Below are 19,342 nucleotides of genomic sequence, written 5' to 3' on the forward strand. Positions count from 1 at the left end.
GGGCTCAGTCGGACATCGCGACGAGCACGCGGCGCGTACCCGTGAACGGGCGGCGGCCGTGCGACACGAGCATGTTGTCGATGAGCATCAGGTCCCCGGTGCGCCAGTCGCAGTTCCGGGCAGCCTCCAGGCCCCGGTCGCGGACCTGGATGACGTACTCGTCCGGGATCGGTGAACCGTCGGCGAACGTCACCGACTGGGGCAGTTCGTCGGCCGGGAGGATCGCCGCCAGCGCCGCCGCGGTGTCGTCACCGAGGCCCGCCGGGTGCCACTGGTCGGACTGGTTGAACCAGACCTCCGCGCCGGTCACCGGGTGGATCGCGGTGGAGGGGCGCACCTGGCTGATGCGCAGCGAGCCGTCGGCCTTCCACTCCCAGGTGGCGCCGGTGTTGCCGAGGAACGTCTCGACCTCGGCCCGGTCCTTCGTCTCGAAGGTGTCCTGCCAGCTCTTGCCGAGCCCGAAGCCGTCGTGGAGGTTCTGCTGGTAGCAGACCCCGCCCCTGAACGCCTCGCGGACCTCGGGGTCCAGGGACTCCAGCCACAGCGCGGAGTCGGTGACCGGGGTCGCCCCGCCCGTCTCGGCGGCCTTCTGGCAGAAGAACAGCAGCCGGGCCGGCCACTGGTGGGCGTACGACATCTCGTTGTGCATCGAGATGGTGAACTCCTGCGGGTACTCCGTGGAGGTGTAGACGTTCTTGCCGACCTTCGTACGGGGCGAGTTGCCGTGCACATAGGCCAGCCGGTTGGGCAGCAGCTCGTTCATGATCTTTTCGAGCGTGTCCTCGGTGACCCCGAAGCCGCGGAAGATCAGGGCCTTCTCCTTGACGAGCTGGTCGGAGATGGCCGAGGTGTCACTGACCACCTCGAACAGACCCGCGCTGGACGCCTCCACCCCGGAGTTCTCGGGAGTGATGACGAGTGGAACCCAGCTGTTGGACGCGTTCATGCGGTTTCTCCTTGTGCATCGGATGGTGCGTCGGGTCGTGCTTCGGATGGTGCGTCGGGTGATTCATGGGTGAGCCGGTGGAGCCGGGAGAGCCTGGACAGGGCGGCGGTGAGCGCCAGTACGGCCATCACCGCCCCGAGGACCGCGGCCGTGACCGCCGCGCCCATGGCGTCCAGGAGCAGCCCGCCGGCCAGGACGCCCAGCGAGTTGGCCCCCGAACCGAACAGCTGGAGCACGCTGTTGACCCGCCCCTGGAGCGCGTCGGGCGTGATCTCGACCTGGTAGATCCCCCCGGCGACATTGACCACGCCGCCGACGAAGCTCATCCCGGCGAACAGCGCGCCGAGCAGAACGGGGGACCTGGTCAGGGCCAGGGCCGGGACCAGGACGGCCCAGGCGGCCAGAGCCGCGCAGACCAGCACGGGCAGCCCGAGCCGGCGCGAGGCCCGGCCCCCGGCGAGCGCCCCGCAGGCCCCGCCGACCCCGCTGATGGCGGCGATCACACCGACCGTCCCGGCCGAGAGACCGTCCTGGTACAGGACGAAGGCGGGCAGCAGCGCGAGCGCCTGGAAGATCACATTGCTGCCGGAGATCAGCAGCGTGATCCGCCGCAGGAAGCGGCGCTGCCACAGCCACCGCACCCCTTCGGCGATCTCCGGGCCGAGCCTGCGCCGCCGGGCGGGCTCCGCCTTCTGCTGGAACGGCTTCCTGATCAGCAGGACGGCGGCCAGCGAGAGCAGGTGCGCCACCCCCGCGAGCAGGAACGGCGACCACCGCACCGCCGCGAACGCCACGCTTCCGGCGGGCTGCCCGACGAGTCCGGCGGCCCGCCCCCGCGCCTCGTTCCCGGCGAGTGCCGCCGTCAGCTGCGAGGCCGGCACCACATGGCGTACGCCGGCCCGTTCGGCCAGCCGGTAGCAGACCATCAGGGTGCCCTCGACGAACGCGGCGGCCGCCAGATGCGGCAGCCACACCCGCCCGAAGGCCACCGCCGCGACGACGCTCGCCGCGCTCAGCGCGCAGCCCGCGCTGCACAGGACCATCATCCGCCTGCGGTCCCAGCGGTCCACCAGCGCGCCGGCCGGCAACTGGATCAGCAGCTGCGGCAGTTGCGCGGCGAACCCCGCCACGGCCGCGGCCGACGCCGATCCGGTGGACCAGAGCAGCAGCAGCGGGTAGGCCACGGAGGAGGCGCGGGAACCGAGGAGCGTGAGCCCCGCGCCGCCCCACAGCAGCAGGAAGTCGCGGTTGCGGCGCAGCGGGACCGGGGTGGGTCCCGCCGCGTCCGCCACCGGCGGTGCCGCCTCGCCGGTGATGCTCATCCGCGCCGCGCGGCGCCCGTGGAGGCCGCGGAGGTGCCCGTACCGGCCGCGGAGGCCGCGGAGGTGCCCGTACCGGCCGCGGAGGCTCCCGCCCGGCACCACTTCAGTACCGCCATCGCGCTGTGCATCTTGTTCTCGGCCTGCTCGAAGGCGATGCTCCGGGGCCCGTCGAGCACCGCTCCGGTGACCTCGTCGCCCCGGTGCGCGGGCAGGTCGTGCAGGAAGACCGCCTTGGGGCTGGTCTCCCACAGGTCCTCGGTCACCTGGAAGGGGGCGAAGACCTTGCGCCAGTCCGGATCGGCCTTCGCCGTTCCCGTGGTCTGCCAGCGCGTGGTGTAGATGGCGTCGAAGCCCCCGGGCAGGTCCGCCGTGTCGTGGCGCTCCCGGACGCCCGCGCCCGAGGCCGCCGCGTTCCGTTCGGCACGCGCGAGCATCGCCGGGTCGAGCCCGTAGCCGGGCGGGGTGCGCAGCTCCAGCTCGGTGCCCTCGAAGCGGGTGAGCGCGAGGGCCAGGGCGGAGGCGGAGTTGTTGCCCTCGCCGACGTACAGGACGCGCAGCCCGGTGAGAGCGCCGAACGTCATCCGCAGCGTGGTGAGGTCGGTGAGCGCCTGCGTGGGGTGTTCGTCGGCGCTCATCGCGTTGATGACGGACATCCGGTCCTGCCGGGCCCAGGCCCGCATCTCCGCCGGGTCGCCCGCGGTCCGGGCGACCAGCACATCGAGCATCCGGGACAGCACGGCCCCGGTGTCCTCGCTGGTCTCCCCGGTGTTGAGCTGGAGGTCGCCGGGCCCGTAGGTGAGCAGCGAGGCGCCCAGCCGCAGCGCTCCGCTGGAGAATGCCGTACGGGTCCGGGTGGACGTCTTGCTGAAGTAGACGCCCACCACCTCGTCGGTCAGCGGCCGTTCGCCGCGGACGCCCTCGGAGGCGAACGCGCAGCCGTCGGCGACGATGGTGTTCAGGTCCTCGTCGGTGAGGTCGTTGATGGATATCAGGTGGCGTACGGACGGTTCCTGCACGGTGTCCTCCGGATCGGTCTGCCGGCGCGGGGTCGGGTGTGCCTGCCGGGTCATGCGCGGTCCTCCTCGGTGATCACCGGGCTCAGCAGCGGGTGATTCCCGGGTGCCTGGCCGCCGGTGCCGGCCGCCGCCCAGTCGGCCATCAACGTGCCCCGGCCGAAGCGCTGTTCGCGCCGGCTGAGGGTGGCGGTCAGATGCTTGACGACGCCCTTGCCGCTGTCGGAGTTGGTCAGGGCGACCAGGCCGACGCCGCTGCCGAGGTGGCTGAGCGAGAGGTTCCAGTAGCCGGCGGGTTCGCCGCCGTGCCCGAACTCGGCGTCGTCACCGGTGTCGTCGACGATGGTGCCGAGGCCGTAGAAGCTCCCCGGGTGTCCGGTGAGCAGCTCACCGGCGACCTCCGCGGGCAGCAGCGCGCCCGGCAGGCCGAGCAGCGAGGCACGCATCTGGCGGGTCACCGCGGCGATGTCCTCGGCGGTCGTCCACAGCCCGGCGGCGGCGAGGTGGGCGCGGTTGCGCCAGCCGCCGTCGAGCGCGACGCCCCCGGCGTGGTGCCCGAGCGCCACCGGCCGGCCGGCGGTGAGCGGGAACGCCTGGTCGAAGCTGCTGCCCGTCATCTCCAGCGGGCGGAACACCAGCCGGTCCATCAGCCGCTGGAACGACTCGCCCGTGACGTCCTCCAGCAGCTGCTGGAGGACCCAGTAGTGGGTGCTGCTCTTGCGGAACGTGGAGCCGGGGACGAGCTGCCGCGCGACCTGCGGGGTGGTGACCGGGCCGGTGCCCGACAGCAGGTCCAGCAGCGTGGGGACCTCCTCGCCGGGCGGGAACCCGACGCTGCGGTGTCTGGCCAGCCCCGCCGTGTGGCCCAGCAGATGACGGATGGTCACCGCGCCGGGCGCGGTGGCGAGGTCCGGGAGCCGCCATGAGGTCAGGTGGCTCTCGACCGGGTCGTCCAGCGCGATGCGGCCCTCGGCCACCAGCCGCAGGGCGGCCAGTGCCGTGACGTGCTTGCTGATCGAACCGACCTGGAACAGCGTCCCCGGGGTGACCGGTTCGGTGCCGCCGCTGGACAGCACCCCGGCCCCGTGCAGCTCGGTGGAGCCGTCGGCGCCGAGTACGGCGACGCTCACGCCGGGCACCCGGTGCTCGGCCATCAGCGCGCGCAGCTCGTCCAGCGGGAAGGCGGCCGGGGCGGCCTTCGTGTCCGGCCCCGTGGTCCCGGCCCTGTCCAGCAGTGCCGCGACCTGGGCGAGCGGGCCCTCGGCCAGCCGGCTCCGGTCGCCGCCCGAGGCCTGCTCCAGCAGCGTCGCGAGCAGCTCCGCCGACATCACCACCTCGGCGGGGGCCGCCTCCGCCACGACGGGCTCCGGCTCCGGCTCCGCCGCGCGGCGGGCCGCCTCCGTGTCCTCGTCGATCGCCGCGGCGAGGTCGATCAGTGTCCCGTGCTGGTACATGCGCCAGACCGAGACGGCCAGCCCCTCGCGGCGGGCGGCGGCCAGCACCTGGATCATCAGGATCGAGTGCCCGCCCAGCTCGAAGAACTTGTCGTGCACCCCGATCTGGTCGACGCCCAGCACCTCGGACCAGATCTTGGCGAGCAGCCGTTCCGTCGCGGTCCGCGGCGCCACATAGGCGTCCTCGGAGCGCATCGAGGAGCGGTCCGGCGCGGCCAGCGCCCGCCGGTCCACCTTGCCGTTGGCGTTGAGCGGGATGCTCTCCAGCGCCACGAAGGCGGCGGGGACCATGTACTCCGGCAGGTGCCGCGCGCAGTCGTCGGCCAGCGCCGAGGCGCTCGGCAGCTCCTGGCCCGCGACCGGCACGCAGTACGCCACCAGGCGCTTGTCGCCCGGGGTGGGCTCGTGCACCGTGACCACCGCGTCGCGCACGGCCGGGTGCGCGGCGACGACCGCCTGCACCTCGCCCAGCTCGAGCCGGTAACCGCGGATCTTGACCTGGTCGTCCAGCCGGCCCAGGAACTCCACGTTCCCGTCGGCCAGCAGCCGCGCCCGGTCGCCCGTGCGGTACAGCCGCGCCCCGGCGGGCCCGAAGGGGTCGGGCACGAAGCGCTCCGCCGTCAGGTCCGGGCGGCCCGCGTAACCGCGCGCCACCCCCGTACCGCCGACATACAGCTCGCCCAGCACACCCACCGGCACCGGCCGCATCGACGCGTCCAGCACGTGCACCGTCATGTTCGGCAGCGGGCGGCCGATCGGCACCACGTCGAGGGCGACACGGCTCGTCACCGGGAGGACCGTGGAGCCGACCGACGCCTCCGTCGGCCCGTACTCATTGATCATCCGGCCCGCGCCGAGCACCTCCAGCGAACGGTTGGCCGTCTCGCCGGGCAGGGCCTCGCCCGCCACCACGTACACCTGGCTGAGCCGGTCCACCTGCTCGGTGGTGAGCTGCTCGGTCAGGATGTCCAGATGGCCGGGGGTCAGCTTGATGAAGCTGTACGGGCCCGAGCCGAGCAGCGCCGCGGACAGCTCGGCCGGAGCCGTGTCCTGCGCCACCACATGCACGGCCTGCCCGGTCACCAGCGGCCCCCACAGGTTGGGGACGACCAGGTCGAAGGCGACCGAGGAGAACAGCGGCGCACCGCCCGTGCCCCGGGAGGCCAGGTCCTCGGCCGCCCAGGCCACATGGTTGGCCAGCCCGCGGTGCGGGATCTGGACACCCTTGGGCCGGCCCGTGGAACCGGAGGTGAAGATGACGTACGCCAGCCGGTCCGGGTCCTCGCTCCGGCCGGGCGGCGCGCCCGCCGGGACGTCGGTGTCCGTCCGCTCCAGCTCGTCGAGCAGCAGCACCGGAACACCGGCGGGGAAGCCGTCCGCGTACGGGGGCTCCGTCACCGCGGCGACCGCTCCCGCGCTCTCGCACATGCTCGCGATGCGCTCGGCCGGGTACGACGGGTCGATCGGCACATAGGCGCCGCCCGCCTTCCACACGCCCAGCAGCGTGGCGATCAGTCCGGGGCTCCGGTCCAGCAGCACCCCGACGGTGCTCTCCGCGCCGATCCCCGCCGCGCGCAGCCGGTGCGCGATGCGGTTCGCGCGGGCGTCCAGCTCCGCGTAACCGGTCTCCGCGCCCCGGTGGCGCACGGCGACGGCGTCCGGGGTCCGGGCCGCCTGCTCCTCGAAGCGCCGGAGCACGGTCAGCTCGCCGAACTCCCGCCCGGTGGCGTTCTGTCCGGCCAGCCACTCCCGCTCGCCCGCCGGGAGGAACGTCTGCTCGGCGCTGCCGCGCGGATCGGCGGCCATCGCCTCCAGGACCTGCCGGTACAGCCCCGTGAGCCGGTCGGCGTGCTCACGGCCCAGGGCGTGGGTGTGCGTGGTCAGCAGCAGATGGCCGGAGACCGCCGAGACCGCGAGCGCGAACTCGGTGCCGCCCTCGCCGCTGCTCGCCTCCGCGTCGACGAGCGAGGTGTCGACGTGGTCGAAGTCCTGGTAGCTGAAGCGCACATGGAGCAGCCGGCCGAGGTCGGCGTCGCGCTGGATCACCGGCATCGGGAACCTGCGGTGGTCCCAGACCTCCGCCTCCCGGGCGAAGACCCGGCGCACCAGGTCGCTCCAGCTTCCGCTCGCCCGGTCGAAGGCGAAGGGCAGGGTGTTGAGGTACATGCCGTAGACGCGCTCGGCGCCCGGCGACTCGGGGCGCGCGCTGCACACCAGGCCGCTGAAGAAGGCGTCCTCCTCGGTGACCATGCTCATCACCTTCAGATGCGCGGCCAGCAGCACGCTCTTGAACGAGACCTGGGCCGAGGTGGCCAGGGCCCGCAGCCGCGGCTCCAGGTCGTGCACGGGCACGGCGGCCCGGTACTTCTCGCGCGGCGCCGAGGCGTCGCCCTCCCACACGGACGGCAGCGCGAACGGCGCGCAGCGGCCGATGACCTGCTTCCAGTAGTCCCGGTCCGCCGCGGACTCCAGCGAGGCGAGCTCCGCCGCGATGAAGTCGGCGTACCGCACCGGGGGAGCGGTGAACGCGGCCGGGATCAGCCCGTCGCGCAGCTCGCGGTAGACGTCGAGCAGCTCCATGAGCAGGGCCCGGTGGCTCCACCCCTCGGTGATGGCGTGGCAGACGGTGACCACGAGGCGCCAGGAGCCCTCGTCCTCCACCTGGGCGGTCATCCGCAGCAGCGGGGCCGTGGCCAGGTCGAAGGGGATGGAGCGCTCCTCGGCCATGATGTCCGCCACCCGCCGCTCGCGGTCCTTCGCGCCGCGCAGGTCCTCGACGGCCAGCGGGACCACGGTGTGCGCGGCGACCAGCTGGAGCGGGGTGGTGAAGGAGTCGAGGTGGAAGGAGGTGCGCAGCATCTCGTGCCGCCCGGTCACCACGTCCAGGGCCCGGCGCAGCGCGGCCCCGTCGAACGGCGTGCCGTCCGTGATGCGGAAGGAGGCGACATTGAGATAGGCGCGCTTCTCCTGGTCGGCCAGCATCTCGACGAGCATGCCGAGCTGCACCTGGGACATCGGGTACGCGTCGACGACGCCCTCGGGCAGCCTGGCCCGGTCCTCGTCGGCCAGCAGCGCGAAGGGCTCCACGGGCGGGGCCGCCTCGGCGGGCGCCGGGCGCCCGGTGAGGAACTCGCTGAGCTGCGCCACCGTGCGGTACTCGAAGACCTCCCGTACGCCGACGTCGAAGCCGGCCGCCCGCAGCGCGCCGACCAGCGCGACCGCGCGGATCGAGTGGCCGCCGAGGTCGAAGAAGCCGTCCTCGACGCCGACCCGGTCCCGTTCGAGGACCGTGCACCAGATGGCGGCGACCTGGGCCTCGGTGAGGGTGCGCGGGGCGACATAGGTGGAGCCGCCGTCGAGCTCGTCCGCCCCGGGGGCGGGCAGCGCGCGCTTGTCGGTCTTGCCGTTGGCGTTGAGGGGGATCTCGGCCAGCGGCAGGTAGGCCTGCGGGAGCATGTAGTCGGGCAGCCGGGTCGCGCAGTGCGCCGACAGCTCCGCCGGGGTCACCTCCGTACCGTCCACCGGCACGTAGTAGGCGACCAGGCGCAGCTCGCCCGTGTCCGACGCCAGCGGTACGACGACGGCGTCACGGACCGCGGGGTGCTCGGCCACGACGGTCTGGATCTCGCCGGGTTCGATGCGGTAGCCGCGGATCTTCACCTGGTCGTCCAGCCGTCCCAGGAACTCCACGGCGCCGTCGGCCCGGGTCCGGGCCAGGTCGCCGGTGCGGTAGAGGCGTGCGCCCGGGGGGCCGAAGGGGTCGGGGACGAAGCGTTCGGCGGTGAGGCCGGGGCGGCCGGCGTAGCCGCGGGCCACGCCCGTGCCACCGACGTACAGCTCACCCGGCACACCGACCGACACCGGGGAGAGCCCCGCGTCCAGGACGTACATGGTCATGTTCGGCAGCGGGTGGCCGATGGCCAGCACCTCGGCCGGCTCGTCCTCGGGCACCGGGTAGACGCAGGTGCCGACGGACGCCTCGGTCGGCCCGTACTCGTTGATGAGCCGTGTGCCGGGCGACAGCGCGCGCCAGCGGTCCAGGGTCGCCCGGGTGAACGCCTCACCGGCCACGACCAGCACGGGCGCCAGGGCGCTCGCCTGCTCGGCCGTCAACTGCTCCGCCAGGACGTCCAGATGTCCCGGGGTCAGCTTGATGAAGCTGTACGGTCCTGCCGCCGCGAGCACCCCGCCGAGGTCGGCGATGTCGGTGTCCTGCGGAACGGTGTGCACCTGCTGTCCGGTGACCAATGGCGCCCACAGGTTGGGGACGACCAGGTCGAAGGCGACCGAGGAGAACAGCGGCGCGCCCGTCGTGCCCTGCGAGGCCAGATCGCGCACGGCCCAGCCGACATGGTTGGCGAGCCCCCGGTGGGGAACGCCGACCCCCTTGGGGCGCCCGGTCGAACCCGAGGTGAAGATGACGTACGCGAGCGCGTCGGCGTCCTCGTGACGCTCCGGGGCGGTGGACGGCAGCGCGTCCAGGGCGGGCCGGTCGCGGTCCACCAGCACGGTGGTGACGGCGCCGAAGCGGTCCGCGTACGCCTCCTCGGTGACCGCGAGCACCGCGCCCGCCGACTCCAGCATGGCGGCGATGCGCTCCGCCGGGTACGAGGGGTCGACCGGCACATAGGCCGCACCGGCCTTCCACACCCCGAGCAGACCCGCGAGCAGCTCCGGGCCCCGGTCCAGCAGGACCCCGACGACGGACTCCGCACCGGCGCCCGAGGCCCGCAGACGGTGGGCCAGACGGTTGGCCCGCGCGTCCAGCTCCGCGTAGCTCAGCGACACCTCGCCGAAGCCCACGGCCGGTGCGTCCGGGGTGCGCAGAGCCTGCTCCTCGAAGCGCCGGAGCACCGTGGCCGAGCCGAAGCCGGCCTGCTCGCCGGTCCCTTCGGCGAGCAGCCGCTGGCGCTCCGCCGCCGGCAGGTACGAGGCCGTGGCGTCGCCCTCCGGGTCGGCGGCCATCGCTTCCAGGACCTGGCGCAGCGTGCCCGCGAGGCGGTGGAGCGCGACCTCGCTCAGGTGCTTGCGGCCGCCGGTCAGGAAGAGATGGCCCAGGCGCGCGGAGACGCCCAGCGGGAATTCGGTCGGGCTGTCGTCGATGCTCGCCAGGTAGTCGACCTGTTCGCGGTCGACCTGGTCGAAGTCGTGGTAGCTGAAGCGCACGGAGACCAGCCGCTGTCCGTCCTCCGCCTCCCGCTGGATGTCCGGCATCGGGAAGCCGCGGTGCGGCCACAGTTCGACCTCACGGCCGAAGACCCGCTCCACCAGCTCGCGCCAGGTGCCGGTGGCGCCGTCGAACGCGAACGGCAGCGTGTTCAGGTGCATGCCGTAGACACCGTCGGCGCCGAGCGCCTCGGGCCGGGCGTTGCAGACCAGACCGGTGAAGAACCGCTCGTCCCCGGTGACCGAGCTCATCACCTTCAGATGTGCCGCGTGCAGCACGCTCTTCAGTGACGCGCCCGCCGCCGAGGCGAGCGCCCGCAGCCGGTCCTCCAGGTCGTGGAAGGGCACCTTGACGCGGTACGGGGCGCCCGCCTCGCCGTCGCCGGACCAGGCGTCGGGGAGCGCGAAGGCCGGGTAGCCCTCGACGATGCCGCTCCAGTACGCCCGGTCGTCCCCGGCCTCGCGGGAGGCGACCTCGGCCGCGATGAAGTCCGCGAACCGTACGTCGGGGGCAGCCGGGGTCTCGATGGCGCGGCCGTCGCGGGCCGTGCGGTAGCCCTCGACGATCTCCATGAGCAGCGAGTGGTGGCTCCAGCCGTCCAGGATCGCGTGGTTCTCGGTGATCGTCAGCCACCAGCTCCCGTCGTCGCGGGAGTGGCCGATCAGGCGCAGCAGCGGCGGGGTGTCCAGGCCGATCAGCTCGGCCCGCTCCCGGCGGGTGAACTCGCGCAGCGAGGACCGCACTTCGTCGTCGGTGAGCCCGCGCAGATCGCGCTCGGTCACCGGTACCGCGACCTCGCTGTGCACCAACTGCATCGGCACCGCGTAGGAGTTCAGGTCGAAGGAGGTGCGCAGGACGTCGTGCCGGTCGATCACGGAGCGGACCGAGGCCCGCAGCGCCGCGACGTCGAAGGGCCGCTCGTCACGGATCCGGAACGAGGTGACGTTGTGGTACGGGTGCCGGCCGGTGTCGCTCAGCATCTCGACGACCATGCCGATCTGCACCTGGGACATCGGGTACGCGTCGTCCAGGCCCTCGGGCAGCCGCTCCCGGTCCTCGGCCGTGACCAGCGCGAAGGGCCGCACACCGCGGGCCGTACGCACCTCGGGGCGGTCCGCGAGCCGCTCGGCGAGCAGGGCCACGGTGCGGTGCTCGAAGATGTCCCGCACGGAGACGTCGAGGCCCGCCTCGCGCAGGTGCCCCGCGAGGTTGATGGCGCGCAGCGAGTGGCCGCCGAGGTCGAAGAAGCTGTCGTGGACGCCGATCGGGTCCACGCCGAGCACGTCCCGCCAGATGGCGGCGACGCGGTGCTCCAGCGCGGTGCGTGGGGCGGCGTAGACCTTGCCCGCCGCGCGCACCGGGCCGGGCGCGGGCAGCGCCTTGGTGTCGAGCTTGCCGTTGACCGTCAGCGGCAGGCGCTCCAGGACGACGAAGGCGGCCGGGACCATGTAGTCGGGCAGGTCACGGGCGAGCGCGGTGCGCAGGGCGCCGGTGTCGGGTCCGGTGGCGGGTCCGGCGCCGGCCGGGTCCGCCGGGACGACATAGGCGACGAGCTGCTTGTCGCCCGGTGAGGTCTCGCGGACCAGGACGACGGCGTCGAGGACCCCGTCCTGGGCGGCCAGCGCCGCGTTGATCTCGCCCAGTTCGATGCGGAAGCCGCGGATCTTGACCTGCTCGTCGTTGCGGCCCAGGAACTCCAGGCTGCCGTCGGCGAGCCGGCGGGCCACGTCGCCGCTGCGGTACAGGCGGTCGCCGGGCGCCCCGAACTCGTCGGGCACGAAGCGCTCCGCCGTCAGCCCGGGGCGGCCGAGGTAGCCGCGGGCGATGCCGCGTCCCGCGACATGGATCTCGCCCGGGACCCCGATCGGCGCCGGGTTGCCGTGCCGGTCCAGGATCCGGATCGACAGGTCGTCCAGCGGGACGCCGACGGGGCTGCCGGCGCCCGCGAGGTCCGCCGCGCCCAGCTCGTGGTGGGTGACGTGCACGGTCGTCTCGGTGATCCCGTACATGTTGACGAGCGTCGGGGCGGCCAGGCCCAGCCGGTCCGCCCACGGCCGCAGGTCGGCGACCTCCAGCTTCTCGCCGCCGAACACCACGGTGCGCAGGGCGAGCCGGTCGATGCGCGGGTCGCCCTCACGGGCGGCGCCGACCAGCGAACGGAACGCGGAGGGCGTCTGGTTGAGCACCGTCACACGCTTGTCGACCAGCAGGTCGAGGAACTTGTCGGGGTCGCGTGCCACGTCCTTCGGCACGACGACCACGGCGCCGCCGTGCAGCAGCGCACCCCACATCTCCCAGACGGAGAAGTCGAACGCGTACGAGTGGAACAGCGTCCACACATCGGTGTCGTGGAAGCGCGTCCGCCCGGCCGTCACGGTGAACAGCCGCAGCACATTGGCGTGGGTGAGGCAGACGCCCTTGGGGCGCCCCGTCGATCCGGAGGTGTAGATGACGTAGATCAGGCCGTCGGCGTCGCCGGCCGGTGCCGGGTCGGTGTCCGGCTGCCCGGCCAGCGCCTCGCGGTCGCGGTCGAGCACCAGCAGTGAGCCGGTGTGGACGCCGGACAGCATCTCCTGGTGCGCGCTCCCGGTCACCACGACCGGGACGGCGGCGTCCTCCAGCATGAAGCCGATCCGGTCGGCGGGCACCGAGGGGTCGAGCGGCAGATAGGCGCCGCCCGCCTTCAGCACACCGAGCAGCGCGGGCAGCAGATCGGGCCCGCGCTCCAGGCAGACGCCCACGAGCGTCTCCGGTCCGACGCCGATTCCCCGCAGGTGGTGGGCGACACGGTTGGCCCGCGCGTTCAGTTCGGCGTAGGTCATGTCGAGGCCGTCGACATGGACGGCGACGGCGTCCGGGGTGCGGCGCGCCTGCGCCTCGAAGACCTGGTGCACGGTGCCGGTGACCTCACCGGAGACGGCCGCGCCCGCGGTGAGCAGGGCGAGTTCGCTCTCCCCGAGGAAACCCAGTTCGGCGACGCCCGTGTCGGGCGAGGTGACGGCGGCCTCCAGCAGCCGCACCAGGTGCGCGGTCAGCCGCTCGGCGCTCTCGCGGTCGAACAGCTCGACGGCGTACTCCAGATGACCGTGCAGGGTGCCGTCCGCGGCCTCCCGCAGCTGGAGGTCGAGGTCGTACTTGGCGGCGTTGCCCTCGCCCCGGAACGGCTCGGCCCGCAGCCCCGGCAGGGTGAACGCGCTGGTGCGCTCGCCGTGCATGGTCAGGGCGACGTCGAACAGCGGGGTGCGCGACAGATCGCGTTCCGGCTGGATCGCGTCGATCAACTGGGCGAACGGGGTGCTCTGGTGGTCGAAGGCGCCCAGGACCGTGTCCCTGGTCCGGGCCAGCAGCTCCCGGAACGACGGGTCGTCGCTCCAGTTGCCGCGCAGCACCAGGCTGTTGATGCCGAAGCCGACCATGCCCTGGAGCTCGGGCCGGCCGCGGCCGGAGACCACGGTGCCGACCGCGATGTCGGTGGTGCCGGTGTAGCGGGCCAGCAGGCTCTGGAAGGCGGTGAGCACCACCATGAACGGGGTGGCGTCGTGGCGCTGGGCGAACTCCCGCAGCCGGTCCGCGAGGGAGTCCGGCACCGCGAAGGCGACCGTGGCGCCCGTCGCGTCCCGGACCGCCCGGCGCGGCCGGTCGGTGGGCAGCTCGATCGGGGTGAGCCCGGCCAGGGTGGTCTTCCAGTAGTCGAGCTGCGCTTCGAGGGCGGCGCCGGACAGCTCGGTGCGCTGCCAGGCCGCGAAGTCGGCGTACTGCACGGCCACGGGGGGCAGTTCCGGCTCGGTGCCGGCGGCCAGGGCGGTGTACAGGGTGCTCAGTTCCCGGCCGATGACCTCGGTGGACCAGGCGTCGCAGGCGATGTGGTGGAAGACGATGGCCAGCACGTACTCGTCGTCCGCGAGGCGGATCAGGCGGGCGCGCACCGGGAGGTCCCGGGCGAGGTCGATCGGGACGAACAGGTCGTCGGTGATGACCGACTGGACCCGGGCCTCGCGCTCCCCGGCCGGGAGTGCGGAGAAGTCGTCCAGCGGCAGGGTCACCCGCTCGTCGGGCGAGATCAGCTGGACGGGGTCCTCGCCGTCCAGACCGTACCGGGTGCGCAGGATCTCGTGCCGGTCGGTCAGCCGCTGCCAGGCCTCCGCCAGCGCGGCGGTGTTCAGCTCACCGGTGAGGCGGACGATCAGCGGGACGAGGTACTGGGTGCTGTCCGGGTCGAGGCGGCTGAGGAACCACATCTGCTCCTGGCCGTGGGACAGGCGCAGCGGGGCGGACCGGTCGGCGCGGGGGATGGTGTTCCGGCGCCCGCTCCGGCGGCCGGCGAGCCGCTGACGTATCAGCTCCTCTCTCGCTCCGTCCGCGTCGAAACCGGCGGGGGTGATCGCGGCGGTACTCATGCGGTGAACTCCTTAGCCAGTTCCTGGCCGTTCGTCAGCTCTGCTGGGGAAAGTGCGGCGATCTCCGCACGGATGGCGCTCTCGGTGGCGGCGGCCAGCCGGGCCACGGTGGGGCCCTCGAAGACCGTGCGCACCTTGAAGTCGATGTCGAACTCCTCCTGGATGCGCGAGATCAGCCGGATGGCGAGGATCGAGTTGCCGCCGGAGTGGAAGAAGCTGTCCTCCACGCCGACCCGCACCCCGAGGAGTTCGGCCCAGATGTCCGCGATGCGCTGTTCGGTGGCGGTGCGCGGCTCGACGCGCCCGGCGGCGCCCCCGGCCCCGGCCCCGGCGCCCTCGGGCGACGGGAGCCGCTTGCGGTCCGTCTTGCCGTTGGCGTTGAGGGGGATCTCGGCCAGCGGCAGGTAGCCCTGCGGGAGCATGTAGTCGGGCAGCCGGGCCGCGCAGTGCGCGGCCAGGTCCGCCGCGGTCACCGCGGGGTCCTCGGCGCTGTCGGCCGGGACGTAGTACGCGAGGAGCTGCTGTTCACCAGCCGGCGTTTCACGCGCCACCACGACCGCGTCACGGACCGAGGGGTGCTCGGCCACGACGGTCTGGATCTCGCCGGGTTCGATGCGGTAGCCACGGATCTTTACCTGATCGTCGAGCCGTCCCAGGAACTCCACGGCGCCGTCGGCCCGGGTACGGGTGAGGTCGCCGGTGCGGTAGAGCCGGGCACCGGCCGGTCCGAAGGGGTCGGGGACGAAGCGTTCGGCGGTGAGGTCGGGGCGGCCGGCGTAGCCGCGGGCCACGCCCGTGCCACCGACGTACAGCTCACCGGGGACCCCGACCGGAGCCGGTTCGAGGTGCTCGTCCAGGACGTACATGGTCATGTTCGGCAGCGGGTGGCCGATGGCCAGCACCTCGTCGGTCTCGTCCTGCGCGACCGGGTGGACACAGGTGCCCACGGAGGCCTCGGTGGGCCCGTACTCGTTGATGAGCAGGGTCGCCGGTGCCAGTGCGCGCCAGCGGTCCAGGGTCGCCCGGGTGAACGCCTCACCGGCCACGACCAGCACGGGCGCCAGGGTGCTCGCCTGCTCGGCCGTCAACTGCTCCGCCAGGACGTCGAGGTGTCCCGGGGTCAGCTTGATGAAGCTGTACGGTCCCGCCGCCGCGAGCACCGCGCCCAGGTCGGCGATGTCGGTGTCCTGCGGAACGGTGTGGACGCGCTGTCCGGTGACGAGCGGTGCCCACAGGTTGGGGACGACCAGGTCGAAGGCGACCGAGGAGAACAGCGGCGCCCCCCGCCCGCCCTGCGGGGCCAGCTCGCGGGCCGCCCAGCCGACGTGGTTGGCGAGCCCCCGGTGGGTGACGCCGACCCCCTTGGGGCGGCCCGTCGAACCCGAGGTGAAGATGACGTACGCGAGCGCGTCGGCGTCGTCCCGGCGCTCCGGCGCGGTCCGGGGACGCTCGTCCAGGGCGGGCCGGTCGCGGTCCACCAGCACGGTGGTGACGGCGCCGAAGCGGTCCGCGTACGCCTCCTCGGTGACCGCGAGTGCGGCGCCCGCCGAGTCCAGCATGGCGGCGATCCGTTCCGCCGGGTACGAGGGGTCGGCCGGCACATAGGCCGCACCGGCCTTCCACACCCCGAGCAGGCCCGCGAGCAGGTTCGGCCCCCGGTCCAGCAGGACCCCGACGACGGACTCCGGACCTGCTCCCGAGGCCCGCAGGTGGTGGGCCATCTGGTTGGCACGGACGTCCAGTTGGCCGTACGTCACCGTCCCGCCGTCGAAGGCGACCGCGGGCGCGTCCGGGGTGCGCCGGGCCTGCTCCTCGAAGCGCCGGAGCACCGTGGCGGAGCCGAAGTCGGCCTGCTCGCCGGTCCCTTCGGCGAGCAGCCGCTCGCGCTCCCGGGCGGACAGCAGGGGCACCGTGGAGAGCTCGGCGGCCGGGTCGGCCGTGACCTCGGTGAGGAAGCGGATGAACTGCTCCTTGACACGGACGACGGTCGCCGCGTCGAAGAGCGAGGTGGCGTACTCGAAGACCCCTTCCAGCGAGCCGTCCGCCGAGCGCCCGATGAAGACCGAGAGATCCGTCTTGGCGACCGTCCACGCCTCGGCGAAGGCCCGCAGGTCCGCCGCGTCGGTGGCGACGCTGGTGACGCCCTCGCTGTGCATGTCGAACGCCACCTGGTAGAGCGGCGTACGGGACATGTCGCGCTCGGGCTGCATCTCCTCGACCAGCCGGTCGAAGGGCAGCTCCTGGTGGGCGAACGCGGCCACGGACGCGGCCCGGACCCGGCCCAGCGCCTCGCCGAAGGACAGGTCGCCCGCCAGCTCGCAGCGCACGACGAGGGAGTTGAGGAAGAAGCCGACCGTGTTCGCCAGCTCGGACCGGGTCCGGCCCGCGACCGGGGTGCCGACCGGCACGTCCCACTGGCCGCTCTGCCGGGCCAGCACCGAGGCGAACGCCGTGAGCAGCGTCATGAACGGGGTGGCGCCGTGCCTGCGGCCCAGCTCCTCCACCCTGGCCGCCAGCTCCGGCTCCACCCGGACCGGGACGACCGCGCCGCGCGGGTCGCGCTCGGCCGGCCGGGGCCGGTCGGTGGGCAGCTCCAGCGGGGCGATGCCCGCCAGCGCGGTGCGCCAGTGCGCCAGCTCCCCGGCGGTGAACTCCTCGGTCTGCCGGGCGCTCTGCCAGGACGCGTAGTCGGCGTACTGGACGCCCGGCGCCGGCAGTACGGCCTCCCGGCCCGAGAGCCGGGCGTCGCACAGCTCGCGCAGCTCGCGCTCCAGGACGACGGTGGACCAGCCGTCGCAGGCGATGTGGTGCATGGTGACGAGCAGGACGTGCTCCTCGCCCGGCACCCGGGCCAGCAGGACCCGCCACAGCGGGCCCGTGGCCAGGTCGAAGCCGCGTGCGAACTGCTCCTCGAAGCGTGCCGCGAGTCCGTCCCGGGTGGTGTCGACGACCCGGAGCTCCACAGGCCCGGCCGCGCCGATCACCTGGCGGGGCTCGCCGCCCTCGTCCAGGTAGCGGGTGCGCAGCGCCTCGTGGCGGGCGCCGAGCGCGGTCAGCGCGGACTGGAGCGTGTCCACCGAGGTATCGGCGGGCAGCCGCAGGATCAGCGGGGCGACCCATTCACGGCTGCCGGGGTTCAGCCGGTCCAGGAACCACAGCCGGCGCTGCCCGGAGGAGAGCGGCAGGGGTCCGGAGCGCGACACGGCCGGAATCGGTCCCGCGGTGTCGGCCGGGGCACCGATCAGCCTGGCCTGGGCCTCGACGGTGGTGGCGCTGAACAGGCCGCGCATCGAGATGGCGACACCGGAGGCGCGGAGCCTGGCCGCGAGCCGGGTGAGCTGGAGCGACGTACCGCCGAGCGCGAAGAAGTCGTCGTGCGCGCCGACCTTCTCCCGGCCCAGCAGCGCGGCCCAGACCTCGGCGACCCGCTCCTCGGCGGCGTCGCGCGGGGCGATGTAGCCGCCCTGCCCGGCCGCGGCGCCCTGCTCGTCCATGGCGGTGGCCAGCGCGGCGCGGTCCACCTTGCCGTTGGGGGTGAGCGGGAGGACGTCGACGGTGCGGAAGAGCGCGGGGACATGGCTGTCGGGCAGCCGCTCGCGCAGGAACCCGCGCAGCGCGGAGGGGCCGAGCGGGGTGCGGGTGGTGAGCGCCGCGCCGAGCCGCTTCCCGCCGTCGTCGGCGGTGAAGGCCACGACGGCCGCGCCGCTGATGTCCGGGTGGGAGGTGAGGGCGGCCTCGATCTCGCCGGGCTCGATGCGTACGCCGTTGACCTTGAGCTGGGCGTCCGCGCGGCCCTGGTACTCCAGGTAGCCCTCGGCGTTCCAGCGGACCAGGTCCCCGGTGCGGTAGAGCCGCGAGCCGGGGGCGCCGTACGGGTTGGGGACGAACCGCTCCGCGGTGAGGTCGGGGCGGCCCAGGTAGCCCTGGGCGAGGCCGACGCCGTCCGCGTACAGCTCTCCGGTGACGCCCTTGGGGACCGGGGTGCCGTCGGGGCCCATGACCAGGACCCGCGTATTGCTCAGGGCGCGGCCGATCGGCACCGGGCCGGAGGTCTGCTCCGGGTCCACGCGGTGGGCGGTGATGTCGATGGAGCACTCGGTGGGCCCGTAGGTGTTCCAGACGGCGAGCTGCCGGCCGGCCCGGCCGCGGACCCGCTCGACGAGTTCGGCGTGCAGCGGCTCACCGGCCGAGAAGAGCAGGCGCAGCGCGTAGCAGCCGGCCCAGCCGTCCTCCTCGACCAGGAGCCGCAGGACGGAGGGCACCACCTGGAGGACGGTGACGCCGCCGTCGGCGACCGCCGCCAGCAGCGCCGAGGCGTCGCGCTCGGTGCCGTCCGGGGCGATCACGACACTTCCGCCGCTGATCAGCGGGGCGAAGATCTCCCAGCCCGCCGCGTCGAAACCGACGGAGGTCTTGAACAGGACGCGGTCGGCGGCGGACAGCCGGTGCGTCCGGGCGGCCCAGGTGACCCGGTTGGCGATGCCCGCGTGGGTGATCTGCACACCCTTGGGCTCCCCGGTCGACCCCGAGGTGAAGATCGTGTACGCCACGCCGAGCGGATCGGTGTCCGTGCCGGTGGCGGCCGTCGCGGGGCTCTTTGCCCCGTCGCGGATGTCCTGCGGGGTGAGCGCGCGACCGCCACCGGCGGAGAGCGGGCCGGTCAGTTCCGGCTCGGTGACCACCAGGGCGGTGCCGCAGCGGACGAGGAGGGACTTCAGCCGCTCCTGGGGGTGGCCGGGGTCCAGGGGCACATATCCGGCCCCTGTCCGCCACACCCCCAGGAGGGTGACGACCAGGTCGATGCCCCGGCCCAGGCACACGCCGACCAGTGAACCGGGGCCCGCGCCCGCCGAGCGCAGAAAGCGCGCCGTGCGGTCGGCGGCGAGATCCAGCTCCCGGTAGGTCAGCGTGCGGGCCCCGTCGAGGACGGCGGCCGCGTCGGGCGTACGGGCAGCCTGCTGTGCGACGAGCACGGGCAGGGTGGGCGAGACAGTTCCGCTCAGGGAAGTCCCCGGCAACTGTGCGGCGTTCAACAGGTGCTCC

At 73.6% G+C, this 19,342-nt stretch carries 5 protein-coding genes; all 5 read right to left on the reverse strand.

What is annotated here, in order from left to right; genetic code table 11:
• Window positions 1-4 precede the first annotated feature (4 nt).
• Genes OHA98_RS03245 through OHA98_RS03265 form a run of 5 tightly spaced genes read right to left on the reverse strand, consistent with a single transcriptional unit; the run spans window position 5 to window position 19,332 of the window.
• The gene (locus OHA98_RS03245; protein WP_266922580.1) at window positions 5-946 is read right to left on the reverse strand and encodes a TauD/TfdA family dioxygenase; all 942 of its coding nucleotides are present in this window, start codon (window positions 944-946) and stop codon (window positions 5-7) included.
• Window positions 943-2,268 (reverse strand): MFS transporter, encoded by a 1,326-nt coding sequence (locus tag OHA98_RS03250; RefSeq protein ID WP_266922581.1) that lies wholly within the window; start codon window positions 2,266-2,268, stop codon window positions 943-945. The genes OHA98_RS03245 and OHA98_RS03250 overlap by 4 nt, the downstream gene beginning before the upstream one ends.
• Window positions 2,265-3,338 (reverse strand): ornithine carbamoyltransferase, encoded by a 1,074-nt coding sequence (locus tag OHA98_RS03255; protein WP_266922582.1) that lies wholly within the window; start codon window positions 3,336-3,338, stop codon window positions 2,265-2,267. The genes OHA98_RS03250 and OHA98_RS03255 overlap by 4 nt, the downstream gene beginning before the upstream one ends.
• Entirely contained in the window at window positions 3,335-14,299 is a 10,965-nt protein-coding gene (locus OHA98_RS03260; RefSeq protein ID WP_266922583.1) for a non-ribosomal peptide synthetase, read from the reverse strand. Before OHA98_RS03260 ends, OHA98_RS03255 begins: the two co-directional genes overlap by 4 nt.
• Window positions 14,296-19,332 carry a non-ribosomal peptide synthetase gene (locus OHA98_RS03265; RefSeq protein WP_266922584.1) on the reverse strand — a complete coding sequence of 1,679 codons (5,037 nt, stop codon included), beginning with the start codon at window positions 19,330-19,332 and terminating at the stop codon, window positions 14,296-14,298. The genes OHA98_RS03260 and OHA98_RS03265 overlap by 4 nt, the downstream gene beginning before the upstream one ends.
• Window positions 19,333-19,342: the final 10 nt, after the last annotated feature.

The organism is Streptomyces sp. NBC_00654, from assembly GCF_026341775.1.
Lineage (GTDB): Bacteria > Actinomycetota > Actinomycetes > Streptomycetales > Streptomycetaceae > Streptomyces.

Excerpts from the sequence above, each read along its gene's own strand:
- OHA98_RS03245 (WP_266922580.1), bottom strand. The coding sequence starts at position 946 with ATGAACGCGTCCAACAGCTGGGTTCCACTCGTCATCACTCCCGAGAAC.
- OHA98_RS03250 (WP_266922581.1), bottom strand. The coding sequence starts at position 2,268 with ATGAGCATCACCGGCGAGGCGGCACCGCCGGTGGCGGACGCGGCGGGA.
- OHA98_RS03255 (WP_266922582.1), bottom strand. The coding sequence starts at position 3,338 with ATGACCCGGCAGGCACACCCGACCCCGCGCCGGCAGACCGATCCGGAG.
- OHA98_RS03260 (WP_266922583.1), bottom strand. The coding sequence starts at position 14,299 with ATGAGTACCGCCGCGATCACCCCCGCCGGTTTCGACGCGGACGGAGCG.